The 23152-nt window shown below is 54.6% G+C and carries 22 protein-coding genes; 6 read left to right on the top strand and 16 right to left on the bottom strand.

The features are described from left to right. Positions 1 to 29 precede the first annotated feature (29 nt). The 14 genes from K5Y30_RS00485 to K5Y30_RS00420 form a co-directional block, all read right to left on the bottom strand. A complete protein-coding gene (locus tag K5Y30_RS00485; protein ID WP_222210257.1) occupies positions 30 to 1112 on the bottom strand; it encodes an acyltransferase family protein in 1083 nt (360 codons plus the stop codon). A 467-nt stretch (positions 1113 to 1579) separates the two neighbouring features. Next, on the bottom strand, positions 1580 to 2668 hold the full coding sequence (locus K5Y30_RS00480) for an acyltransferase family protein (protein WP_222210256.1): 1089 nt from the start codon (positions 2666 to 2668) through the stop codon (positions 1580 to 1582). A gap of 236 nt (positions 2669 to 2904) precedes the next feature. Beyond that, on the bottom strand, positions 2905 to 3657 hold the full coding sequence (gene tcyN, locus K5Y30_RS00475) for an L-cystine ABC transporter ATP-binding protein TcyN (protein ID WP_008105333.1): 753 nt from the start codon (positions 3655 to 3657) through the stop codon (positions 2905 to 2907). Continuing rightward, positions 3654 to 4322 (bottom strand): cystine ABC transporter permease, encoded by a 669-nt coding sequence (tcyL, locus tag K5Y30_RS00470; RefSeq protein ID WP_008105335.1) that lies wholly within the window; start codon positions 4320 to 4322, stop codon positions 3654 to 3656. The genes tcyN and tcyL overlap by 4 nt, the downstream gene beginning before the upstream one ends. Further along, on the bottom strand, positions 4322 to 5122 hold the full coding sequence (tcyJ, locus tag K5Y30_RS00465; RefSeq protein ID WP_101764047.1) for a cystine ABC transporter substrate-binding protein: 801 nt from the start codon (positions 5120 to 5122) through the stop codon (positions 4322 to 4324). Before tcyJ ends, tcyL begins: the two co-directional genes overlap by 1 nt. A gap of 107 nt (positions 5123 to 5229) precedes the next feature. Next, complete coding sequence (locus K5Y30_RS00460; protein ID WP_370634166.1) at positions 5230 to 6228, bottom strand: D-cysteine desulfhydrase; 999 nt, start codon at positions 6226 to 6228, stop codon at positions 5230 to 5232. A 119-nt stretch (positions 6229 to 6347) separates the two neighbouring features. Beyond that, positions 6348 to 6851: a flagella biosynthesis regulatory protein FliZ gene (gene fliZ / locus K5Y30_RS00455; protein WP_007891377.1), complete on the bottom strand. Its 504-nt coding sequence runs from the start codon at positions 6849 to 6851 to the stop codon at positions 6348 to 6350. 51 nt (positions 6852 to 6902) lie between these two features. After that, on the bottom strand, positions 6903 to 7625 hold the full coding sequence (locus tag K5Y30_RS00450) for an RNA polymerase sigma factor FliA (RefSeq protein WP_007891379.1): 723 nt from the start codon (positions 7623 to 7625) through the stop codon (positions 6903 to 6905). Positions 7626 to 7768: 143 nt separating this feature from the next. Further along, the gene (locus K5Y30_RS00445) at positions 7769 to 8737 is read right to left on the bottom strand and encodes an HNH endonuclease signature motif containing protein (protein ID WP_101764045.1); all 969 of its coding nucleotides are present in this window, start codon (positions 8735 to 8737) and stop codon (positions 7769 to 7771) included. 211 nt (positions 8738 to 8948) lie between these two features. Further along, positions 8949 to 10340: a hexose-6-phosphate:phosphate antiporter gene (gene uhpT, locus K5Y30_RS00440; RefSeq protein WP_110866402.1), complete on the bottom strand. Its 1392-nt coding sequence runs from the start codon at positions 10338 to 10340 to the stop codon at positions 8949 to 8951. Positions 10341 to 10477: 137 nt separating this feature from the next. Then, complete coding sequence (locus K5Y30_RS00435) at positions 10478 to 11806, bottom strand: MFS transporter (protein WP_222210882.1); 1329 nt, start codon at positions 11804 to 11806, stop codon at positions 10478 to 10480. Positions 11807 to 11814: 8 nt separating this feature from the next. Continuing rightward, on the bottom strand, positions 11815 to 13311 hold the full coding sequence (gene uhpB / locus K5Y30_RS00430; RefSeq protein WP_222210254.1) for a signal transduction histidine-protein kinase/phosphatase UhpB: 1497 nt from the start codon (positions 13309 to 13311) through the stop codon (positions 11815 to 11817). Beyond that, entirely contained in the window at positions 13311 to 13901 is a 591-nt protein-coding gene (gene uhpA / locus K5Y30_RS00425; RefSeq protein ID WP_061718464.1) for a transcriptional regulator UhpA, read from the bottom strand. The genes uhpB and uhpA overlap by 1 nt, the downstream gene beginning before the upstream one ends. Before the next feature lie 280 nt (positions 13902 to 14181). Beyond that, complete coding sequence (locus tag K5Y30_RS00420; RefSeq protein WP_222210253.1) at positions 14182 to 15900, bottom strand: FliC/FljB family flagellin; 1719 nt, start codon at positions 15898 to 15900, stop codon at positions 14182 to 14184. A 338-nt stretch (positions 15901 to 16238) separates the two neighbouring features. Between K5Y30_RS00420 and fliD the strand changes: the two genes are divergently transcribed. From fliD to fliT, 3 genes are read left to right on the top strand one after another with little or no spacing between them, the layout of a single operon-like run. Then, positions 16239 to 17663 (top strand): flagellar filament capping protein FliD, encoded by a 1425-nt coding sequence (gene fliD / locus K5Y30_RS00415; protein ID WP_222210252.1) that lies wholly within the window; start codon positions 16239 to 16241, stop codon positions 17661 to 17663. Positions 17664 to 17675: 12 nt separating this feature from the next. Then, positions 17676 to 18083, top strand: coding sequence for a flagellar export chaperone FliS (gene fliS, locus K5Y30_RS00410; RefSeq protein WP_008105355.1), 408 nt, complete (start codon positions 17676 to 17678; stop codon positions 18081 to 18083). Beyond that, a complete protein-coding gene (gene fliT, locus K5Y30_RS00405; RefSeq protein WP_222210251.1) occupies positions 18083 to 18436 on the top strand; it encodes a flagella biosynthesis regulatory protein FliT in 354 nt (117 codons plus the stop codon). Before fliS ends, fliT begins: the two co-directional genes overlap by 1 nt. A 135-nt stretch (positions 18437 to 18571) precedes the next feature. On the opposite strand, the gene yedD is transcribed toward fliT, so the two are convergent. Next, complete coding sequence (yedD, locus tag K5Y30_RS00400; protein ID WP_222210250.1) at positions 18572 to 19045, bottom strand: lipoprotein YedD; 474 nt, start codon at positions 19043 to 19045, stop codon at positions 18572 to 18574. A gap of 195 nt (positions 19046 to 19240) precedes the next feature. Here yedD and K5Y30_RS00395 point away from each other — a divergent pair, with 195 nt between their 5' ends. From K5Y30_RS00395 to K5Y30_RS00385, 3 genes are all read left to right on the top strand, one after another. Continuing rightward, the gene (locus tag K5Y30_RS00395; protein WP_222210249.1) at positions 19241 to 20785 is read left to right on the top strand and encodes a methyl-accepting chemotaxis protein; all 1545 of its coding nucleotides are present in this window, start codon (positions 19241 to 19243) and stop codon (positions 20783 to 20785) included. 8 nt (positions 20786 to 20793) lie between these two features. Continuing rightward, positions 20794 to 22086 (top strand): sugar ABC transporter substrate-binding protein, encoded by a 1293-nt coding sequence (locus K5Y30_RS00390; protein WP_255606546.1) that lies wholly within the window; start codon positions 20794 to 20796, stop codon positions 22084 to 22086. Positions 22087 to 22275: 189 nt separating this feature from the next. After that, entirely contained in the window at positions 22276 to 22599 is a 324-nt protein-coding gene (locus tag K5Y30_RS00385) for a DUF6388 family protein (RefSeq protein WP_222210248.1), read from the top strand. A 197-nt stretch (positions 22600 to 22796) separates the two neighbouring features. On the opposite strand, the gene iraP is transcribed toward K5Y30_RS00385, so the two are convergent. Further along, a complete protein-coding gene (gene iraP, locus K5Y30_RS00380) occupies positions 22797 to 23090 on the bottom strand; it encodes an anti-adapter protein IraP (protein WP_061717593.1) in 294 nt (97 codons plus the stop codon). Positions 23091 to 23152: the final 62 nt, after the last annotated feature.

Here is a 23152-nt window from a genome sequence, read left to right as displayed (position 1 = left end):
TAGGGTCGCCATTAATGGCGACCTTTTTTTCACGCCGCAGACTTACCCCGCTTCAACCCGATCAACGTTGGAAACACAAACAACGACTGACCCAATCCGCGATTGGTAACCTGCCACACCGCCACCGAACACAGCGAACAAATGCCCACAATCGCCAGCGGATAGAAGCAGGCCCAGAGAATGGAAAACCACGCTTGCTCAAACAGATGATGACGCTGAGCAAACAGAATCGCCGACATACCGAAGAACTCAATGAAGATGCGGTGAATAACGTAAATTTGCAGCGTGTTGCGCCCAACCCAATTCAAGTAACTCATCTTGAAACGCGCGTTCAGCCAGCGACACGCCGCCACGCTGCCCAGCACCGCTAGGATGCACAGGAACAAGCTCTTATCCAGACCAAAGATGATATGCAGGCCCGAGATCGCCGCCAATATCGCCCAAGGCACAATGTTGTCGCGACGCCATTCACTGAGACGCAGCATCATCGGGCTCCAGAACGCCCCCAGCAGGAAGAACAGGAAATACTGCGCCACGCTTTGTGGTCCCCAGTACGGAATGATCTTCTCCACCGCCAGATAGTTGAGCGCAATCGCCACCACCAGCAACGCCACTTTCTGCTGTTTAAAGATCTTGGCGCACAGAAAATAGAGCGCTAAACCGTAGAGATACCACGAGGTGCTCATGGCAAGGAATGTCAGCTTTAAGAACTCCAGCAGCGATCCGGCATACGCCGCGTTGAGGTTCTGTGAAATACGCTGCCCGGTGATCTCGGTGGAGATGCCAACAATCGACCACCACTGAATAAAGCCCCACAAAATATAGAGATAAAACAGGTTGGTGATGCGACTGGTAAACACCTGTTTCCACGGCCGATTTAAAATACCGTTAGTGGCTAATAAGCCCGAAACAAAGAAAAACGCCGGCATACGCAGCGGCGATAATACGGTATTAAACTGCACCCATATTTCTGCCGGGATCCAACCAGCCGTCAATAATTTCACCGTGCCTTCGAATCCAGGTAATACGGTGTGATACAACACCACCAGTAATATGCAGGCTCCCTTGAGGGTATTTATCCATGCGATATCTTCTTTCCTGGCGTTATTCATATGATGACTCCCGCTGCTGTTGCTGTGTAGGTCTTAAAGAAGAAGGATGAGGAAATAAGCGTTGTAGCATTTATGATTATTAAACGATTATTCAACAGGCGGGGCGGGCATGATGTAGCGAAAGTCCTAAATGTTTTTTTGTGGTCCTGATATAACAATACTTTACAGATCCAGACAAAAATAGAACCCTGAGCAGGCTAAGGAAATTTGTCTTAATTTGAGTCACTAAAAGAGGATTAAGTAAAATAAGTGTGATCGTTGTCGCGCAGGGAAATTAAGAACAATCCACCCTTTCTTATGCCAGATTAAATTCAAATTCTAAATGTGGATTTATTTAATGTGGCAAATGGATAAGCAGCGATATTAGCGTTGTGCTAAGCGATTTATTACCGCACATTCCGTAGCGGCGCGATTTATCGCGCAATGAATTGCGCCGCTACGGAATGTGCGGCGCGTGATCAACAAAGTTATTGCAGCGGTGCGCTTTTGCTTTCGAGCGCAGGTTTGCGCAGCAGGCGCGGATAGAGAAACAGCATGCGGCCCGGACCACGGTTAAGCAGCGTCCACAGCAGCAGCGAAATACTGGTACACAATGCAACGCCGGTAATCGGCATCAGCAGCGCCCATGCCCAGCTAAAGACGGTATTGTCAAACCAGCCATAATGCACCGCCAGCACAATCGCACTCAGCCCCAGCAGCTCAATAAAGATGCGGTGCAGCACGTAGATTTGCAGCGTGTTACGGCCAATCCAGTTAAGCCACGCCATATTGAAACGTTCATTGAGCAAGCGGCACAGCACAATGCCAAACACGATGGTCAGCAAGCTGTAGAACGGATTTTTATAGATGCCGCCAACATGATGCAGCATGCCAATCAGCGCAATGCCGCCCAGCATCAACCAGTGCTGGCGCTTCAATTCGCTCAACTCAATCAACGCCTGGCTGAAGAATACGCCGAGCAGGAAATAGAGATAGTTTTGCGCCACGCTGGCGGGTCCCCAGCCGGGAATAAGGCTGAACTGAGCCGCGTACGTAGCAACAATCGCCAGCGCCATTAAGGCCATCTTCTGTTTGTGGAACAGCTTGGTGAACAGGAAGAATCCTGCCAGCGCGTAGAGATACCACAGGCTGGTCATAGAGGTCATCAGCAGCTTAATGAACTCAAACGGCGTGTCGGCATAGGCTGCGTTTTTGGTGCTGGAGAGCCGTTCCCCGAGATGCGTAGAGATGTAATGAATGCTCAGCCACTGAATGACGCCCCACAGCAGGTAGAGATAGACGATGTTGCTGAACTTCTTGGTGAACACCTCTTTCCAGGTTTTTTTGGTGATTGAGCTGGCGGCCAGCAAACCGGAGACAAAGAAGAAAGCCGGCATGCGCAGCGGCGACAGATAGGTGTTAAACGCCACCCACCAGTGCGCCGGCAGCAGCCCAGCGGTGAGATGATGCAGCGAAGGCGCGAACGTGGTGATGATGGAGTGATGCAACACCACCATCAAAATGCAGCCCCCTTTGAGCGTGTTGATCCAGAGGACCTCTTTCCTGGCAGTTGTCATTGCTATGTCCTAATTGCGCCATGAATTTGTAAAGAATTATTTATATTTACAAAGATGTCTCAATCGGGACTTTCCTAATAAGAAATCGCCCTATTGTCTGTAGGATTTTAAGAATGATTTAGCATTAATATTCAGCACGTTACGATATCATGGTGATATAACTTTAGGAAAATACTGAGGGAGGAGAGACCAGAACATATAAGAAAAGCGTCGCCGTTATCAGGCGACGCTTGAGATTATTGGTTAAGAAACTTGTCAAGAAATTGCCGGGTACGTGCCTGCTGCGGATTACTGAACAGCTCTTTTGCCGCGCCCTGCTCCACGATGCGTCCCTGATCCATAAAGATGGCGCGATCCGCGACGTCGCGCGCAAAGCTCATCTCGTGGGTGACGATCACCATGGTGCGTTTCTCCTGCGCCAGCGCGCGAATAGTGTTGAGCACCTCGCCCACCAGCTCAGGATCAAGCGCCGAGGTCGGCTCATCAAACAGAATCACTTCCGGACGCATCGCCAGCGCGCGAGCAATCGCCACACGCTGCTGCTGTCCGCCGGAGAGACGACGTGGAAAACTCTCTTCCTTGCCGTGCAATCCCACTTTCTCCAGCAAACTGCGCGCACGCGCGATGGCTTCCGCCTTCGGCTCGCCCTTGACGATCACCGGCCCTTCAATGATGTTCTCCAGCACCGAGCGGTGCGGGAACAGATTGAAGTTTTGGAACACAAAGCCAACCTGCTGACGCAACTGGCGCACCAGCTGCTTCTGCTTGTTGAGGCCGAGCGCCGCATCAATGGCAATATCGCCAACTTTGATACGTCCGCTTTCCGGCACTTCCAGCAGATTGATACTGCGCAGCAGCGTGGTTTTACCGGAGCCGCTTGGCCCGATAATGGCCACCACTTCGCCTGGTGCCACGTCGAGATCGATGCCGTGCAGCACCGTCTGGCCGTGAAACTGCTTCACCAGCTGACGGACTTCAATTGCACTCATTTACCCTCCCGATCCTGTCGATTCACATGCGCTTCAAGGCGATTTTGCAACGCCGACAGCACGGTCGCCATCACCCAGTAAATCAGCGAGGCCGCCAGATACATGGTGAACACTTCCAGCGTCCGTGAGGTGATCAGCTGCGCCTGACGGAACAGCTCCGGCACCTGAATGGTGGCGGCCAGCGAGGTATCTTTCACCAGGCTGATAAAGCTGTTGCCCAGCGGCGGCAACGCGGTGCGCGCGGCCTGCGGCAGGATCACGCGACGCAGCGTTTGCCACGGCGTCATACCGATGCTGGCAGCGGCTTCCCACTGCCCGCGTTCAATCGAAGCAATCGCGCCACGCAGTGATTCAGAGGCGTAAGCAGCGGTGTTCAGCGACAGACCAATCATCGCCGACGGAATCGGATCCAGCTCGATACCAAACTGCGGCAGACCGTAATAGATCATAAACAGTTGGGCGATGAGTGGCGTGCCACGGAAAATCGACACGTAGATGCGCGCCAGCCAGTTGATCGGCCAGAAGTGCGACAGGCGCATTAGCGCCAGCACGAAGCCAAGTATCAGGCCGAAGAACATCCCGCCGATACTCAACTGCAGCGTGAACAGCGCGCCTTTCAGTAAAAATGGTGCTGAATCCAGCACCAGTTGTAAGCTTTCCTGCATTATTTAGTGACGTCCGCGCCGAACCATTTTTCAGACAGTTTGCTCAGCGAGCCATCTTTCTGCATGTCCGCAATGGCGGAGTCGATGGCTTTCAGCAGATCGTCGTTGCCTTTACGCAGCGCCACGCCCGATTCCAGACGGGAGAAGGCCGGGCCCGCTACCGCCATGGTGTCGCCGGTTTTCTTCACCAGATCCAGCGCCGCCAGGCGGTCAACCAGAATGGCGTCTAAACGGCCTGAACGCAGATCCTGATACTTGGTTGGGTCATCATCATAGGTACGCACATCGGCTTTCGGCACGTTATCCTTCAGCCACTGCTCGTAGTTGGAGCCGAGACCGACGCCGACTTTCTTGCCGGCCAGATCGTCTGGCTTGGTGACGGTCGCTGCGTTTTTCTTCAGCGTCAGCGCCTGCACGCCAGAAATGGTGTACGGCGTAGAGAAGTCATACTTTTTCTTGCGCTCAGGGGAAATGGTGACCTGATTGATCACTACGTCGATGCGTTTGGAATCCAGCGACGCCAGCATGCCGTCCCATTTGGTCGGACGCAGATCGGCTTTCACGCCAAGGTGTTGAGCCAGCGCCTGCGCGAACTCCACTTCGAAGCCGGTCAGCTGGCCTTTTTCGTCCTGGAAGCTGAACGGCGGATAAGTGCCTTCCAGACCGACGCGCAGCTCGCCTTTACTCTTTACTTTTGCCAGCAAATCTTCTGCGGCGAAGGATTTAACGTTAACGCCCGCGACCAGCGCGACCGCCATCATGCCCATCACCATTTGGCGACGAATTGGAGAGAAAGTCATGTTTACCCCATTTATTGTGATGTGTTGTTGTGTGCTTTGTAGGGTCGCCATTTATGGCGACCTCTTCTGAATAACCGCCGGATTATAAACCGTTTTTACGTTCTGTCTCAGACCGAAGGGTGATAAGCAAATAACGCCGGCGATCCACCGGTATGCACGAACAGCAGCGGACCTTCACGACGGAACCGATTTTGCGCAATGCCATCAATTAATCCCGCCATCGCTTTGCCGGTATACACCGGATCGAGCATGATGCCTTCCAGCCGCGCCAGCAGCTTCACCGCCGCCATGCCCTCTTCGTTCGGCTCGCCGTAACGCGGCGCGAAGTAATCATCCCACAAGGCGATCGGCGCTTTGGCCTGCACTTCCAACTGCTCAGCCAGCGCGCTGCGAATGCGCTCCACCACCGGCAACTGCGCCTCGACTTTGCGCGACACGGTAACGCCAACTAGCTCGGTTTCGGGCAGCAGCTGTTCCAGACCAATCGCCAGGCCAGCATGCGTGCCAGCGCTGCCGGAAGCGACCACCACCGCGGCAAAATCCACCACGCCTTCGCTTTGATGCGCAATCTCCTGCGCGCACTCAACGTAGCCGAGCGCACCGAGCGCATTGGAACCGCCGACCGGCACAATATACGGGCGGAATCCCTGCGCTTCGAGGTGTTCGGCCTGAGCGGCCAGCTGTTCAGTGGGATTGTGCAGCGCATCAACCATGACGATTTCCACATCCATCAAATCAAGCATCAGGCGATTGCCGTTGCTGAGGTAGTTTTCTGACGTGGTGCCAATCGGGTTTTCCAGCAGCGCCACGCACTTCAGGCCGAGCTTCGCCGCTACCGCTGCGGTTTGACGCACATGGTTAGATTGAATGGCGCCCGCCGTCAGCAGCACATCCGCGCCTTCGCGCAGCGCATCAGCGGCCAGGAATTCGAGTTTACGCAGTTTGTTACCGCCGAGGGCCACCGGCGTGAAGTCATCGCGCTTAATAAAGATATCGCGACCAAGATAGTCAGAAAGCCGGGGCAAATGCTCAAGCGGCGTAGGTGCACCGAGTAATTCAAGACGGGGGAACTGGTGCAGAAGATGTAAGGACAATGCAGCCTCCATTCGGGCAATGTGCAGTTATCCATACAGTGTTGCAGAAGATGAGAAAAGTCGCACCCGGAATTCATCGCGTGCTGCCCTTGTTGCTGTCATGCTCGACAACAACAAGGGTGGGATCACCATCAGCCCTGCTGCCAGCCTAAAAACTGGTCATATTTACGCAGTGCGATGCGGTAATTGTTATTGCCCGCATCAGGCAGATCGTTCTCCAGACATTCATGCCAGCTATTGCCCCGTAAACGATCGGCCGGGAAATTTTTCGCCTTCAGCATGTCATCAAGCCGACGCAAACGTACCACATACTCACGTATGGTACTGTGGCTCATCTCGGTCTGCTCAAACAGGTATTGCTTAAACGCCATAATGTCGAAGTAATTCGGATGGGTATTACAAAATATATCGCTGCAGAAACGACACAAGGCGGTCAATTCTGGCTGGAGTTTCATCCACACCTGATCGTCAATCATTTGGTCCATTCGTGCGATGGCCTCTTTATTGATGATCTGGCCGCGAAAGACTAACGCCATACGATCTAAAACTTTGCCACAGTGTGAACAATTGCTTTGGCTGTGCTTATAGTCTTTAAGATAGCGACTTAACGGTCTGGCTTTAACTTTGGCTCCCATTGCTGAGTCCCCGGTTTTATTGTTTTTTTCGATCGCCAGGAACTGAGTCTGTTAGCGCGCCCCCGATAATCGGGCACGCAGGCGTTTGATCGCCTGACTGTGCAGTTGACTGACGCGGGATTCCCCCACTTCCAGCACCGCGCCAATCTCCTTCAGGTTCAGTTCTTCCTGGTAGTACAGTGTGAGCACGAGTTTTTCACGTTCAGGCAAGGCCTCAATCGCTTCAATCACGCGGTCACGTAGGTTTCCTTCCAACAACTGATGAAGCGGGTTGGCTTCCTCATGCCCCTCCGTCACCAGCTCCGCACTGTCGCCGTGTTCTTCCCGATACTCGTCGTAGGAGAAGAGTTGGCTGTTGTTGGTATCGAGCAGAATCTGCCGATACTCCTCCAGCGAAACATTCAGTCGCTCAGCCACTTCCTGTTCAGTAGCCGAGCGCCCCAACGCTTGTTCTACCTGATGCATGGCACCTGCTACTTCGCGCGCATTTCTGCGTACGCTGCGTGGTGCCCAGTCGCGACTGCGCAGCTCATCCAGCATTGCTCCCCGGATACGCTGCACGGCGTAGGTAGTAAAGGCGGTGCCCTGTAGCGCATCGTAGCGCTCCACGGCATTTAATAAGCCAATGCCACCGGCCTGCAGCAGATCGTCAAGCTCAACGCTGGCTGGCAAACGTACCTGCAGGCGCAGCGCTTCGTGCCGCACCAGAGGAACGTAGCGCTGCCAGAGCGAATGTTTATCCATCACGCCATCGGCGGTATAGAGATCGTTCACGTTGACTACCCTGCGTTAGTAAAGTTATCGGCATGATTATCCAATTCTGTAGGGGTTTTGATTGGCAGAATAGGCGGGCAAAAGCGAGGTTATTTCAAATTTGTTATGGATGGCGGTGGATCGCACCGCCATCCGCGCGGGCGTTAGCGCAAATTACGCAGTCTTTCCCGCGTGCCAGGCGGCACCGCGTCCCATAATGCGCAAACTTTGCCCTCAAGTGCCTGATAAAAAGGGGTAATCAACGCTTCAGTTTCCAGCGCAGGATTAAACAGCACCTGACCGGTTTCCGCGTTGATGCTTATCATTTTGTTGATAAACAACCGCTGCAGGTCGCTACGCAGGAATAAGCCGTTATCGGCGCTATTATCCGCCAGAAAGCCCTCTTCGTTCTCTTGCGTGTCGATGTAGCAGGCTTCGACCCACGGCCAGCTGTGACGTTCGGTCAGCTGCGTGCCGGTGATAATGCAGGCGCCGTAGCGCGCTTTTACCGCCGAGGTAAACTCCGCCTGGCTGGAGCGCTGCAGCACTTTGGCTTTCACGCGGCGTCCAACTTCGGTGCCGGGCATCACGCCGCTCGGCACTTTGTATTGCGGCGTGCTCAACACCACCAGAAACTGGATTTTGCGCGACAGCGGGAAGCACGGATGCGCCTGCGCATCGAACAGCTGCCAATACTCATCCTCTTCGGTCTGCCGCATCAGCACCAGCTTAAAGCCCCGGCTGTTGAGCAGATTCTGCGCCGCTGCCGAATTGGGATCGAGCATGGCAAACACCTGGGTTTCGCCGACCACTTTCCAGCGCCCTTCTTTGCGCGCTTCGTCGTTGCGCCGGAAGTAGAGAAACGCCTGCTGGTTTTTCAGGTAGTGCTCAAAGCGACGCAGATAATTTTTGCGCTCGTTGTCGTCCGAGACAAACAGCAGATCCTCGATCGGGCTATTGATCTCCTCCTGCGCGAACAGCGCGCGGATCACCAAATTGCGAAAGCTGGTCGACGGGCTCAGCAACCCGCGTGCGGTAAGCTCTTTCTCGTCGGGATGCTGCTGCGTGTAGCGCAGGGCAATCTCTTCGAAAGTCAGTAGCTCACCCGGTAACAAGTCATAATTGAAGCGCATAGACACCCCAGAAACGGAAAAATGTGGTTCAAAAATTGGAATGATTCTGAGGGGAGTTATCGGCAATCTGGGCGAGGACTGTAACAAGGTGGTTACTTTTCTGAGGAAGTAGTGCAGCAGCTAAAATCGTCCATTCCCCTGCGTATGAATTTGTTTTAGGTCAGCAGGATTTATCGTCCGAAAAAGCCCCGGTGAAAACCGGGGCTAAACATCATGCTGCTTTCAACCGTTGCAGACGCTTTTCACGGCGAATCTTACGCTCTTCAAACACCGCCACCATCGCCATTAAGGCGATACAGCCGATCGCGGCGGCATCCAGCGCCGCAAAGGTCCCGGCCCAACCGGTTAAGCCAAAGATGGGCGTGCCATCGGCGATCATTCCCAAGCCTAACTTGGCGAAGCTGTCACCAATCAGGTAAGCAAAGGTGCCTTTGATGCCATCGGCGGCGCCAATGGCTTTTTTCGGCACAAAGCCGACGGCGGCAACGCCAATTAACAGCTGCGGACCAAACACCAGAAAGCCCAGAGCAAACAGCGACGCCAGATAAACATACTGATTGCTGGCATGTTGATAGATACCAAGCGTGGCGATAATCAACGCCAGCGCCACGCATGCCACCAGCGCACGACGACCATTCGCCAGATCCGACAACCAGCCCCACAGCAGCGTGCCGACTAACGCACCGACTTCAAACAGCGTGAAGCCCTGAATCGCCACCTCTTTCGACAGTTTTAATTCCTGGAAGGCATAGACCGTCGACCACTGATCGATACCAATGCGCACCACGTACAGGAAGATGTTGGCGAAGCACAGCAGCCAAATCACTTTGTTTTTCAGCACGTACTCGACAAAGATCTGCCATTTGGTCATCGCCTGATCTTCGGTCTCTTTGTCCTCTTCGCTGATCTCTTCGCCAAACAGTTCCTCGGCTTTACCCAGACCGTAAGATTCGGGTGAATCGCTACCGTAGCGCAGACCGATAAAACCGACCACCAGCGCGATCAGTGACGGGAACACAAACATGCCGACCACGTGCCCATCGAACAGGTAATTGGCACCAAACAGCGCCACACCCGCTGCACCTGCGCCGCCCAGGTTGTGCGAAATATTCCACATCCCCAGATAGCTGCCGCGTTTCCGGCGCGGCGTCCATTTGGTGATGGTGGAATAACTACAGGAGCCGCCGGTACTTTGGAAGAAGCCGCTCAGCGCATAAAACGCGATCATCAGGAACAAACTCACCGAGCCCGCGCCCATGCTGGCGCTGAAGCCCAGCATGCAGATGGCCGAGAGGATCAGCATAAACGGCAGGAACTGCTTGGTATTTTTCCCATCGGCGTAATAGGAGACCAGCGTTTTACCGACGCCGTAGGTGATGGAGAAGCCGAGCCCAATCATCCCCAGCTGCGTCATGCTGAGTCCGTAGGTGGTGATCATGTCGTTCTGCGCAATGTTGAAGTTTTTGCGGATCAGATACATGGTCAGGTAGCCGATAAAGACCACCAGATAGGACTGCATAAAGGGTTTGAACCACATCTTGCGCCGCTCTTCGAGCGACAAATTCAGGGTCGGCTTGCGCACCTGATTTAAGAAAGCCAGCATGGAGTGCTCCTGATTAATGACCTGCGTGATGGCAGGCATTGTAAAAATCAGCAGCGGTTTCGGCCTGAGACAACCGCCCGGCGCAACCGGGAAAATTTCTTAGTTTTGTCGATGTAAGGGTAAAAAGCGGGGATGCATCACACTTCCTCGCGCTGGCGCGGCGTTTGAGCATGCAGGAATGGCAACAGTAGCAAGGCCGAAATGCCCGCCGCGCAGGCGATGACCGCAAAGAAACCGTTCCAGTGCCAGACATCGATCACCCGCGCCAGCGGCCAGCCGGAGAGCGATGCGCCCAGATAGGCAAACAGGCCAACAAATCCGGTCGCCGCGCCCGCCGCGTCTTTATGCGAACACTCCGCCGCCGCCATGCCAATCAACATCTGCGGGCCGAAGACAAAAAAGCCGATGGTAAAGAAACACGCAGCCTGCATCACGTAGCTGGCAAACGGCATCAGCCACAGCGATCCCACTGACAGTAAAATGCCGGCGGCAAAGATCAGGTTCATCGGGCCACGATTGCCGTTGAACAATTTATCCGATCCCCATCCCGCCACTAACGCGCCACCGAAGCCACCGAGTTCAAACATGGTCACCGCCGAGTTGGCCGTCACCAGATTCACGCCCAGCGTCTCGGACATATAGAGATTGCCCCAGTCGTTAATCGCGGCACGCACCACGTAAACCAGCACGTAACACAGCGACAGCAGCCAGATGTAAGGGTTGAGCAGCACATATTTGGCAAGGATCTGTTTGTGACTTAGCCCTGCGCCCTCTTGCTGCTGGGCGATCTCCAGCGCATCGTGGCGCCAGTCACCGACCGGCGGTAAACCCACGGTTTGCGGGCGATCGCGCAGGCGCCAGCAGAGAAAAATACCGGCGACAATCGCCAGTCCGCCCGCGATCATCATGCCGGCGCGCCAGCCATAGTGCAGCGCGGCGGCCCCGACGATCATCGGGATCAGCGCACCGCCAACGTTTTGTGCTGTGTTCCACAGCGCCCACCAGCCGCCGCGTTCAGTGCGAGAAAACCAGCTGGTTAGCAGACGCGCACAGACCGGCGATCCCCATCCCTGGAAAAAGGCATTTAACACCCACAAGACGGCGAAAGCCCACAGCGACGTGGAGAAGCCAAACAGAATATTTACCACGCCTGTCGCTATCAGCCCGATGCCCATGAAGTAGCGCGCGTTAGAGCGGTCGCTGACGATGCCAGAGAAAAACTTCGACAGGCCGTAAGTGATGTAAAACAGCGTCGCCAGCAGGCCGATATCCATGCGCGTCATCACGCCCGCCGCCAGAATTTCCGGCGACGCGGCGTTGAAGCTTTTACGGGTGAAATAGAACAGCGCATAGCCGAGCCAGATGGTGGTCATGATATGGCGCCGCCAGTAACGATAGCGCGCATCAATGGCTGCTTTATCGCTGATCGGCTGCGCGCTGGCCGGTGCTTTGAGAAATCTAAACAACATATTGCTTATCCCTTGCGCAGCGGTAACGTGACGCTAACGCGCGTGCCGTGGGTACAGGAGATCCCCAGCGAGCCGCCGAGTGCCGTCACGCGTTCGCGCATGCCGGCAAGGCCAAAACCGTGCTGCGGGGAACTCAGCGGTAAGCCGCAGCCGTCGTCTTCGATTACCAGCTGCAACCGCTCGTCCTGCAATGTGCCTTGCAGCGTCACCGCACGGGCGCTGGCGTGTTTCACCACGTTATTGAGTCCTTCCTGACAAACGCGAAACAGCGTGACGCGCTGCGCTTCACTCAGTCGCGCTTCATCAATCTGCCAGTCGAGATGGCTGATGATGCCGTGCCCTTCCAGCTCCATTTCCCGCATCAGCGAACGGATTGCCTGCTCGAGCGAAAGATCGTCCAAATGGCGCGGACGCAAGCGCCCCAGCAAACGGCGCACCGAATCGTAAATGCCCAGCGATAGCTGCTCTATCAACATGCCGCTCTGCTTGACGCCACTTTCCGGGCTGATGCGCTGCATGATCCCGGCCTGGGTGCGAATCGCGGTGATGGTCTGGCCGATATCATCGTGCAGCTCGCGCGCCACTTCGCGCCTGACGCTCTCTTCGGTCTCCAGCAGGCGCTCCGTCAGACGGCGATTGCGCACCAACTCGGTTTGCAGCGACTGATTAAGCTCGCGTAAACGCTGAATACCCGCGCCGAGCAGCAGCCCGGTCAGGCTTTGCGCCAGCAGGGAGAGCAGCAGATCGACCGCGTGATCGTGCCAGGTCTGGCTGGCGATCAGCGCGATGGCGTTCATCAGTGTGGCGATCAGCGCGCCCTGCCAGCCGTAATGCCACGCCAGCGCAATAATCGGCAACGCCAGACAAAACGGTGTGAAGCGCGACAGCTCTGCAGGCAGACCCAGCTGCAACCACAGGCTGACCATAAACAGCAGCACATAACCAAACAGATGGCGCACGCGCCAGTTAACCGGCTGTCCGACCAGTGAAGGGCCAAGCGGCTGCCAGCGGGTGCTGGTGAGGTAGTGCCAGATCACCAAACAGGTTGGTGCCACGGTCAGTGCGCCGGTGAGCGTGAGCAGCACCGCATTCAGTGCGGCGGGTTCTGCGATCCACGGCAACGCCTGCAGCAGCGCCGCGCACACCATCGCACCGCCCTGCCACAGCAAGGTGCGCCAGTCGCGTTGATGACGATAACGGGAGATCAGCGCCACCGGCAGCAGCGTCAGCACGCTGCCCAGCATCAGCAGCGGCAGATGCGCCAGCGCCACCTCGCGCGACAGCCAATAAAGCAGCACCCCCTCAGCACCGAGCAGCACCGGCCAGTAGGCGCGCGGGCATTGCAACATCAGGCCAAGGCGCAGGCCAAAGGGAAACAGCAACACCGCCAGCTCAGGACGATCCGCCAGATGCAGGCTGATGCTCCACAGGCAAAACCACGCGGCAGAGAAGATACAAAAACTGGCGATGACGGCAATCAGCCGCGAAAAGAGTGGCTGCATTACCAGCCATCAAACATGCGGCGCGCCAGTTCAACGTCGTTACTGACGTTGAGCTTTTCCAGCAAATTGGCGCGATGAACGTGAACGGTTTTCGGCGACAGGCCCAGTTCAGCAGCGATCTCTTTTACCGCTAAACCTTGCGCCAGTTTTTCCGCCACCTGGCGTTCGCGTTTGGTGAGCGGATCCTGACGTCCGGAGGCGAGCTTTAGAGCGATATCGGGCGTCAGATAGCAGCCGCCTTTAGCCACGGTATGCACCGCAGCAATCAGTTCATCGGGGCTGCAACGTTTGGAGAGAAATCCGCGCGCGCCCGCATTCAGCGCCTGCTCCACCAGCGCCGGACTGTCGTGCACCGACAGCATGATGGTCGCCATGCCTTTCGGCAATTGGCTCAATAACTCGAGCCCGGAAATATCCGGCATCGAGATATCGCAGATGCACACTTGTACGCCGCGCCCCGGCAACTGGTTGAGCGCTTCCCGCCCGGAACCGCATTCGGCAACAACCTGGAAATCCGGTTCCAGCCCCAACAATTGGGCAAAACCCGAACGGACGATCATATGGTCGTCGATCAGCGCAATGGTGGTCATGAGGTTTCCTGGCGGTGAAAAAACGCGCTTACCTTAGCGATAAGCGGGGGAAGCTTCAAGGGGATTGGGTTGAGGTGACGGGTTTGGGTTTGTGCAATGACGTATCGGTCGCCATAAATGGCGCCCCTACCCAGTTTTGTAGGGTCGCCATTTATGGTGACCGACTTGTATCACTTACAATTTACCAGCGAATTATGAGCAATTACCTGCATATTCATAATATGCAGGTATAAAAAAACCCCGCCGAAGCGGGGTTTGATAAGCAAGAAGCTTAGAGCGATTAGCCCTGCAGCAGAGACAGAACCTGCTGTGGAACCTGGTTAGCTTTCGCCAACACTGAGTTACCCGCCTGCTGGATGATCTGTGCTTTAGACATGTTTGAAACTTCAGTGGCGTAGTCAGCATCCTGAATACGAGACTGTGCTTCAGACAGGTTAGTGGTGGTGTTGTTCAGGTTAGTTACCGCTGAATCCAGACGGTTCTGAATCGCACCCAGGCTTGAACGGAACTTATCGATGCTGCTGATAGCTGAGTCCAGAGCGGCCAGTGGATCTTTAGTCACGGTACCAGCACTGGTGGTTTCAGTAGTCAGTTTACCGGTAGAGCTGACATATGCTTGGGCGCCTACGTTTGCAGCATATTTACCCGTGCCGGTACCACCGGTAACAGATACAGATCCTGTGTCTTTATCGACGGAATAGCTAGTATCATAAGATGCTGTAGTCGTCAGTGCGCCGTCGCTATCTACAAATGCAGCATTTGAAGATCCTGTTCCAGATACACCAGATTTAAAGCTAGCAGTGAAAGTCAAAGGACCATTGTTAAAGTTAATCTTAACGTCATCAGCCGTAGCATCTGCGTTAACTTTTGCTAACAGTGCATCTGAAGAAATTGTGTCTTTATAGGTTACGCCATCACCTACTGTTGGGCCAGTACCGGTACCACCTGCGAAGTTGTAAGTTTTACCGCCAAAATCAACCGATGAAGCAACGGCTGTACCAGCATTGTTATTGGTATCAGCAGCCCCGAACAAACCTTTCATTGTAGCTTGGGTCTCTGTACCAGTTGGGTTGTTAGTGGTTAATGCGCCACCAACAACATATGCAGTTTGACCACCGATAGTGATGTTACCACTGGCATCTACATCAAAGTTTACTTTTCCAGAGGTAGAGGTGTATGTGCCCGACTGAGTTTGACCAGCTGCAGCTTTGAGAGAATCGCCCAGGTTCTGAGTGTCTGTACCAGTTGCAACAACAGTTTTAGTGGTGAAGTTTTTGTTGGTTGCATCATATGAATAGCTCTGAGCACCAATTGAAACGGTGTCACCATCATTCAACTTACCGAACGCAGTTTTGGCATCAAGTGCATCAAATTTAGTTGTTACAGTAATTTTACTGGAGTCTGATACATCTGCACCAGTAGCAGCCAAATCGCTGATAGTTGCTGCTTTGTTAGCGATAGTTCCGGTACCATTCACGTTGAAACCGTTCAGACCCAGAGTTTTAGAGTCAATCTGCTTTAAGTCAATGTTGATGGTCTGGCCATCGTTCGCGCCAACCTGAATTTTCAGGGTGCCGTCTTTAGACAGTACGTTCACGCCGTTGAACTGAGTCTGACCTGATACGCGGTCAATTTCGTCCAGACGTGATTTGATTTCGTCCTGAATTGAGTCCAGGTCAGACTGGCTGTTGGTGCCGTTCTGAGACTGTACGGTCAGTTCACGAACACGTTGTAAGTTGTTGTTGATTTCTGACAGCGCGCCTTCAGTAGTCTGCGCAGCAGAGATACCGTCGTTGGCGTTACGCGCAGCCTGAGTCAGGCCGGTGATGTTAGACTGGAAGCGGTTAGCAATTGCCTGGCCCGCTGCGTCATCTTTAGCGCTGTTAATACGAAGACCAGAAGACAGACGCTCGATAGAAGTAGACAGAGCAGACTGGTTCTTGTTGATGTTGTTCTGAGTGATCAGCGAGAGGCTGTTGGTATTAATGACTTGGGCCATGATAATTATTCCTGTTAATCAAGTCTTTCGGTTAAGGTGTGGGCTTCAACCCGCCGGCTTCAGCGCCGTCAATGTTGTTATCGTCTGCCCTTAAACAACCTTTAGATTTTTTTTAGGACCAGGTGAAAATTTTTCCCTTCAACCTGTCACGCTTATCTTTATCGCCCTACCCGAAGAGTTCTTTAGACTAACTTGATCATTTTTCTAGCCCCCGAAATACCCTTCTCTATATATGCTATTCGCTTTATTACCTGCTGGTAAATAATTCTAAACTTTGCCCATAAAGAGCCGATAACCCGCGGTATTGATTCTCCGTGTCGACATAGAAAGGAAACAACATGACCACAATTTCTACCCTCGGTATCGGTTCAGGCCTCGATTTAAGCACTATCCTGGATAACTTGAGTACGGCAGAGAAAGCATCATTGACGCCTATCTCTAATCAGCAGACGGCGTACACCGCGAAGCTGAGCGCCTACGGCACCTTGTCTAGCGCGTTAACCACCTTCCAGACAGCCAACACGGCATTAAATAGCGCGGATTTGTTCACCGCCACCAGTGCAGCCAGCAGCACCACCGCATTCAGCGCCACCACATCTGGCAGCACCATTGCCGGGAAATACAGCATTAGCGTGACGCAGCTGGCACAGGCACAGACGCTGACTTCCGGCGTGCAGACCAGCAACACCACCGCGCTGGGTAGCTCGGATGCCAGCCGCACGCTGTCGATCAAACTGGCCGACGGCACCAGCAAAGACATTACGTTGACCAGTGCACAAACCTCATTAACCGGCATGCGTGATGCGATTAACGGTGCCAATGCCGGTGTCAGCGCCAGTATTATCAAAACCGGTGATGGCGCTTATCGTCTGTCGCTAACCGCGTCGAAAACCGGAGAGGCCAATGCGGTTTCTTCCGTTACCGTAACTGGCGACGACACGCTGCAAGGCATTGTCGGCTTTGATTCAACCAAAACCGATGCCGATAATCCGCTGGATGTCAGCGTCGCCGCACAAGATGCCGAGTTAACGGTCAATAACGTCGCCATCACCAGCAGCACCAACACCATTAGCGATGCGCTGGAAGGGATTACGCTGAATCTGAATGATGTCACCAGCGGAAATCAGACGTTGACCATCACGCAAGATACCTCTAAAGCCTCCACCGCAATTTCCAACTTTGTGGATGCCTACAACAATCTGCTGGATCAGTTCACCAGCCTGACTAAATACACCGCTGTGGATGTTGGCTCAGATACACAAGATTCCAGCAACGGTGCGCTAGTTGGCGACAGCACGCTGCGCGGCATTCAAACCCAGATTAAAAGTTTGCTGACCAACACGGCCAGCTCTTCTACCTACAAAACGCTGGCGCAAATCGGTATCACCACCGACCCGACCACCGGTGAGCTGTCGCTGGATTCCGACAAGCTGAAAACCGAGCTGACCAAAGATCCTGCCGGCGTGAAAGAGATGATTGTGGGTGACGGTAAAACCACCGGTATCACCACCAAACTGGCGACTAACCTGACCAGTTGGCTGTCATCTACCGGCAGCATTCAGTCCGCGAAAGATGGCGTCAGCAAGACGCTGAATAACCTGACTGAGCAGTACAACAACATGAACACGCGTATCAACGCCCTGATTGCGCGTTATAAGACGCAGTTCACGCAACTCGACGTCACCATGAACTCGCTGAACAGCACCAGCGATTACCTGACACAGCAGTTCGATAGCATGACTTCGAGCAGCAGTTCTAAATAGTAAGGAGTGACCATGTACAGCGCTACAGGCACGCAAGCCTATGCAAAAATCGGGGTGGAGAGCTCAGTGATGAGCGCCAATCAACAGCAATTGATTACCTTGCTGTTTGACGGTGCGATCAGCGCACTGGTCCGCGCCCGCCTGTTTATGCAGGACAACAATATCCAGGGAAAAGGTAACTCGATTTCCAAGGCCATTAACATCATCGAGGGCGGACTCAAGCAGGGCCTCGATGAGCAATCAGGCGATGACCTGACCGATAACCTGTTAGGACTCTACTCCTACATGGTTCGCCGTCTGGTTCAGGCTAATCTGCGTAATGATGTCGAAGCCCTCGAAGAAGTTGAAGGTCTTCTGCGCAATATCGCTGATGCCTGGAAAGAAGTCGTACAACCTCAACACCTTCAGGACGCCGTTTAATGAATATTGCACCGTCACTCGTCACCGTTTACCAACAGTTACTCGACCTCAGCCACGGAATGCTGCGTTTGGCAGCAGACGGCGAATGGGATGATTTGATTACCAAGGAAGTGGACTATGTCAGTGCGGTGCAAAGACTGGCGCAAACAACCGAAGCCGCCGCACCGTCGCGCCAGCTGCAAGAGCAGCTGCGTCCGGTGTTACGCCATATTCTCGATAATGAGAGCGAAGTGAAACGTCTGCTGCAGTTGCGCATGGACGAATTGACGCAGCTGGTGGGCCAGTCATCGATGCAGAAATCGGTGATGAGTGCGTATGGCAAGCAAGGTAGTGTGTATTTGCCGCAGAGTTAATTAGTTGCGATGAACTGAATGAAAAACGGGTGGGAAGATATCTTCTCACCCGTTTTTTTTTCGATTTCCAGGTCGCCATAAATGGCGACCCTACGGGCAGAATATGTAGGATCGCCATTTATGGCGACCTGGGAATTACTGTGCGGATGCAGACGACACAGAAACCGGGCGCATAATCTCTGGCTCGATATCCTGAATCACCGCCTCGTTCGGACGTTTCGCCACTTCTTCCAGCGCCTGCTGGCACTCAACGGTTGGACGATCCACTTTACGCAGTCTCAACCCATCGTAACGCAGCTCACCGTTCTCCAGCACCAGCGGCATCACGCGCACCTGGCGCGTCACGTTAACCCAGTCATCGCCCAGACGCGTTAATTTGCCCGGTTTGGCAATCACGCGCTGCCACTGACGGCAATCCAGCGTGTCGCCCTCGGCACCAATAATCAGGCTGCCCATCGCTTGCTTGCTGATCAGCTTGCTTTGCGGCACCACGGTTTGCCAGTTGCCCTGCAGCTCCAGCGGTGCCGGGGTTTTCACCGCCTGGTCATAATTGCTGATCTGCGCACAGCCACTCAGCGCCAGCGCGGCCACTATCATCCACTTTTTCATTCTCGGTCCCTACACTCGCATCAATGGCGGCTACGTTATAATTTTTCCCGCAGGTTGCGCAAGGTATCTACTGCGCGCCGCATGATTTTCCTCAAGCTGCTCACTTCTGCGCCGATAACTCTTCTGGAGTTAAAAGTGCCTGTAAAAACAATAATGACCGATTACACACTCACCTTCGTTACGGAGAATCCCGTTATGCGATTGACCCTTCGCGCGCGTCTGACATCGATTGTTGGCCTGCTGTGCATTTTACTGATTGTTGCCGCCATCTGGGGAATCATCGGCCTGCGCGCCGCCGACCAACGGGCGCAAAATGCCTACCAGAATGAGCTGTTACCGCTGCAATATTCATCCCGCCTGTATCGCATGGTGCAGGAACAATCCGCGACCCTGTTCGATGCCCTGCGCTACTGGACCGACAGCAGCGAAGTGGAGAAACGTCTGGCGCGCATCGCGCAGTACGGCGAGCAGATAGCCAAAGACCGCCAAACCTGGCAGCAGCTGTCGTTTGATGCGCAAACCAAACCCCTCAGCCAGCAATTCATCACCCATCTCGACGGCTGGCAAACCGCGCTGAAAGATGCCGGTGAACTGCTTAAGGGCGGCAACCCGTCCGGCGCGCTGGTGGTGATTGAAACCCGCCTGCGCAGCGGCAGTCAGCTGCTGCAACAGGACATCGATCAGCTTGATGCGTTAATGCGCCAGCATGCGGAACTCACCTATCAGCAGAGCAACAGCGATTACCAGCTGGCGCGTAACAGCCTGATTATCATATTGCTGGTCGGGCTGAGCGTGGCGCTGGTGTTCGGCTGGCTGCTGATCCGCTCGATCAACCGCTCGATTGCTCAGGCGCGCGAGCTGGCCGAATCGATTGCAGCCGGTGAACTGAACCACGATATCGGCAGCGTTTCACGCGATGAGATGGGCGAACTGATGCAGTCGCTGCTGCGCATGGATGTGCGTCTGGCGGAGATCGTGCGCGACGTGGGCGAAAGCGCCACTGCGCTGAGTGATGCGGCGCGTCAGATGGCCGATGGCAATGACGATCTCTCTGAACGCACCCATTCGCAGGCCAGCTCGCTGGAACAAACCGCCGCCAGCATGGAGCAAATGACCGCCACGGTAAAACATAATGCCGATAACGCTGCACAGGCCAACGAACTGGCCACCGACGTGCGTCATCAGGCCGAACGTGGCAGCAGCGTGCTGCGCGATGCGGTCAGCGCGATGGAGGAGATCGAATATTCCAGTAAGCGCATCGCGGATATCAACCGGGTGATCGATGAGATCGCCTTCCAGACTAACCTGCTGGCGCTCAACGCAGCGGTTGAAGCAGCACGCGCCGGCGAACAGGGACGCGGCTTTGCCGTGGTGGCGTCCGAAGTGCGTCAGCTGGCGCAGCGGTCCGCCGGGGCCGCCCACGAGATCAAAGCGTTAATCGATGCCAGCGTGGGTAAAGTGGAAGCCGGCAGTGCGCTGGTGCAGCGTTCCGGCGCAATGCTCAATGACATCAATCAGGGCGTGGCGCGCGTGGTGGATATTGTCGGTGAAATTGCCGTGGCCAGCCGCCAGCAATCCAGCGGCATTGAGCAGGTCAACACCGCAGTGATTCAGATGGATGGCGCGACGCAGCAGAACGCCTCGCTGGTGCAGGAAGCCAGCGCCGCCAGCCAGACCGTTAGCGAACATGCCGGATTGCTGGTGGAGAAGATGGCCTTCTTCCGCCTGCAGCAGCGCTAAGGAGCGAGATGATGCGTAAACTTCTCGCGCTATTGGCGGCGTTGCCGCTACTGAGCCACGCGGCGACCACGCTGAATATCGCCACCATCGCTAACGGCGATATGACCATCATGCAGCAGCTCGCCACGCGCTACGAACAGGAGCATCCTGACGTCAAACTGCAATGGCATGTGATGGACGATGGCGCGCTGCGTCAGGCGGTGCTGTCGGCGATGAACAGCGGCCAGGCGCAGTTCGATGTCATCACCGTTGGCACCTATGAAGCGCCGCTGTGGGGTGAAAAAGGCTGGCTGGCACCGCTCAATAAGCTGCCCGCCGATTACGACAGCGATGATCTCATCGCGCCAGTGCGCAAAGCGCTGTCGTTTCAGCAGACGCTCTACGCCCTGCCGTTCTACGGCGAAAGTAGCATGACCTATTACCGCAAAGATCTGTTTGCGCAGAAAGGGTTAACCATGCCCGATAATCCCGACTGGACCGATATCAAAAACTTCGCCGCCAAACTGACTGACCCGCAGAAAGGCATTTATGGTCTGTGCCTGCGCGGCCAGCCTGGCTGGGGCGATAACGTAGCGTTCATGACCACCATGGCGAATGCCTATGGCGCGCAGTGGTTCGATGAAAACTGGCAGCCGACGCTCAACTCGCCGGAGTGGCGCGAGGCGCTGGGTGATTATCTGCAGGTGGTGAAGCAGGATGGACCACCGGATACGGTGAAAAACAGTTTCGGCCAGATTCTGCGCCTGACAGCGCAAGGCAAATGCGCCATGTGGATCGACAGCACGGTGGCGGCCGGTTTGCTGGTGAATCCGCAGATCTCATTAGTCGCCGATAAGCTGGCCTTTGCGCCTGCACCGGGCGGTATAACGCGTAACGGCTCCAATTGGTTGTGGTCGTGGGCGCTGGCGGTACCGGCGAATACGCCGAATCGCGAGGCGGCGATTGCCTTTATTAGCTGGGCGACGTCAAAACAGTATATCCAGCAAGTGGCCGATACCGTCGGCTGGGGCGCGGTGCCGCCGGGCAGTCGCAATTCGACGTATCAGCAGGCGAGCTATCAGCGCCTGGCGCCGTATGCCGCGCAGGTGCGTGCGGCGATTGATTCGGCCACCGTCGAGCAGCCGACGCTCAATCCGGTGCCTTATCAGGGCGTGCAGTACGTGAGTATTCCCGGGTTTGATCAGATGGGTAACGCCGTCGGGCAGAATCTGGCGGATATGCTGAGCGGTAAACTTACGCTGGATGAGACGCTGGCGAAGAATCAGCATGACGTTACGCGGATTTATCAGCAGTTGCATTGATGTTCTACGAATAATGTGCGGCCAGGTCGCCATGAATGGCGACCCTACGGGATTGGTGGCGAGTGTGGTTTCGTAGGGTGCGCATTCATGCGCACCTGGTTGCCATGAATATCGATCCGGCAGCAGAATCCTGACAACGCAGCGTGCGCGCGTTACACTAGCGCGCAAGTTGATACGCAGGAACACCGAATGAAAACCCCAGAAGAGTATTACGCTCAGGCGCGCACGATGTTTTTCGCCGCTCACCCCGATTTCCAGTCTGCACTGGATGAACTCACCGAAAGCGATGCCCGCCTGGCGAACCTGTCATTAGCGCAGTTACGCGACTGGCATGCAGAACGTATTTATGCCGCATTTTTGCGTCAGAAGAAGCTGGATGGCATGTTGTTTTCCATTCAGCTGGCGGAGCCCGATAAAGCCGTCGCCGCGGATGCCATTGAAAAGTATCTGAAATCTCACGCGGAAGCCTTAGGCATGACGTGGGAAGAGTTCTGCATCAAAAACGAGTTGTGATCGGCCACGTACTGAAACGGCATCAAAGATACATCGCCAACCACACAAAATGTTCAGGAAAAAGTTGTACAAGTTGAGAAAACTTGTATAACTTACTCATCACGACGTCAGTCGTAGATTGTCCTTGAACGAATGGTGCTGTTGCACCGCCTCTGGAAGTGTTGCTGGATTTCCACTTCCAGAGGTAATATTTTTTCTTATCCTTCCCGTTCGATCCCTTTTACTTCGATATAACTTGCCACCGCCAGCAGACGATTGACGTGGGTCAGCAGCAGATCAACATCGGACTGTAAAAATTCCTGCGATGCGCGCGAAGCGGTAACAATCGCCTCCTGCACCGTATCGGAAATAGTCAACGAGTTATTCTCTTTCGCCTGAATCAGCAGCGCGGCAATCAATAACGACTGCGCCTCAACCTGCGCCACCAGCTCTTTTGCTTCCACATCCATTTTTGCCATTTTCAATAAGATATCGATAACCAGTTGGCGCATATTTACCCCTGTTTTTATTTACAGTACTATATCGCACCCGATCCAATGAATGGAACGACCCT

Source organism: Pantoea sp. DY-5, assembly GCF_019795955.1.
In the GTDB taxonomy this organism is placed as follows: domain Bacteria; phylum Pseudomonadota; class Gammaproteobacteria; order Enterobacterales; family Enterobacteriaceae; genus Pantoea; species Pantoea leporis.
Note: the sequence above shows the minus strand (reverse complement) of the source record. Positions and strands in the feature narration are given on the sequence as shown.

What these genes read in the sequence shown, in the direction of transcription:
- K5Y30_RS00485 (WP_222210257.1), bottom strand. Translation starts at nt 1,112, where the DNA reads ATGAATAACGCCAGGAAAGAAGATATCGCATGGATAAATACCCTCAAG.
- K5Y30_RS00480 (WP_222210256.1), bottom strand. Translation starts at nt 2,668, where the DNA reads ATGACAACTGCCAGGAAAGAGGTCCTCTGGATCAACACGCTCAAAGGG.
- tcyN (WP_008105333.1), bottom strand. Translation starts at nt 3,657, where the DNA reads ATGAGTGCAATTGAAGTCCGTCAGCTGGTGAAGCAGTTTCACGGCCAG.
- tcyL (WP_008105335.1), bottom strand. Translation starts at nt 4,322, where the DNA reads ATGCAGGAAAGCTTACAACTGGTGCTGGATTCAGCACCATTTTTACTG.
- tcyJ (WP_101764047.1), bottom strand. Translation starts at nt 5,122, where the DNA reads ATGACTTTCTCTCCAATTCGTCGCCAAATGGTGATGGGCATGATGGCG.
- K5Y30_RS00460 (WP_370634166.1), bottom strand. Translation starts at nt 6,228, where the DNA reads ATGGAGGCTGCATTGTCCTTACATCTTCTGCACCAGTTCCCCCGTCTT.
- fliZ (WP_007891377.1), bottom strand. Translation starts at nt 6,851, where the DNA reads ATGGGAGCCAAAGTTAAAGCCAGACCGTTAAGTCGCTATCTTAAAGAC.
- K5Y30_RS00445 (WP_101764045.1), bottom strand. Translation starts at nt 8,737, where the DNA reads ATGCGCTTCAATTATGACTTGTTACCGGGTGAGCTACTGACTTTCGAA.
- uhpT (WP_110866402.1), bottom strand. Translation starts at nt 10,340, where the DNA reads ATGCTGGCTTTCTTAAATCAGGTGCGCAAGCCGACCCTGAATTTGTCG.
- uhpB (WP_222210254.1), bottom strand. Translation starts at nt 13,311, where the DNA reads ATGCAGCCACTCTTTTCGCGGCTGATTGCCGTCATCGCCAGTTTTTGT.
- uhpA (WP_061718464.1), bottom strand. Translation starts at nt 13,901, where the DNA reads ATGACCACCATTGCGCTGATCGACGACCATATGATCGTCCGTTCGGGT.
- K5Y30_RS00420 (WP_222210253.1), bottom strand. Translation starts at nt 15,900, where the DNA reads ATGGCCCAAGTCATTAATACCAACAGCCTCTCGCTGATCACTCAGAAC.
- fliD (WP_222210252.1), top strand. Translation starts at nt 16,239, where the DNA reads ATGACCACAATTTCTACCCTCGGTATCGGTTCAGGCCTCGATTTAAGC.
- fliS (WP_008105355.1), top strand. Translation starts at nt 17,676, where the DNA reads ATGTACAGCGCTACAGGCACGCAAGCCTATGCAAAAATCGGGGTGGAG.
- fliT (WP_222210251.1), top strand. Translation starts at nt 18,083, where the DNA reads ATGAATATTGCACCGTCACTCGTCACCGTTTACCAACAGTTACTCGAC.
- yedD (WP_222210250.1), bottom strand. Translation starts at nt 19,045, where the DNA reads ATGAAAAAGTGGATGATAGTGGCCGCGCTGGCGCTGAGTGGCTGTGCG.
- K5Y30_RS00395 (WP_222210249.1), top strand. Translation starts at nt 19,241, where the DNA reads ATGCGATTGACCCTTCGCGCGCGTCTGACATCGATTGTTGGCCTGCTG.
- K5Y30_RS00390 (WP_255606546.1), top strand. Translation starts at nt 20,794, where the DNA reads ATGATGCGTAAACTTCTCGCGCTATTGGCGGCGTTGCCGCTACTGAGC.
- K5Y30_RS00385 (WP_222210248.1), top strand. Translation starts at nt 22,276, where the DNA reads ATGAAAACCCCAGAAGAGTATTACGCTCAGGCGCGCACGATGTTTTTC.
- iraP (WP_061717593.1), bottom strand. Translation starts at nt 23,090, where the DNA reads ATGCGCCAACTGGTTATCGATATCTTATTGAAAATGGCAAAAATGGAT.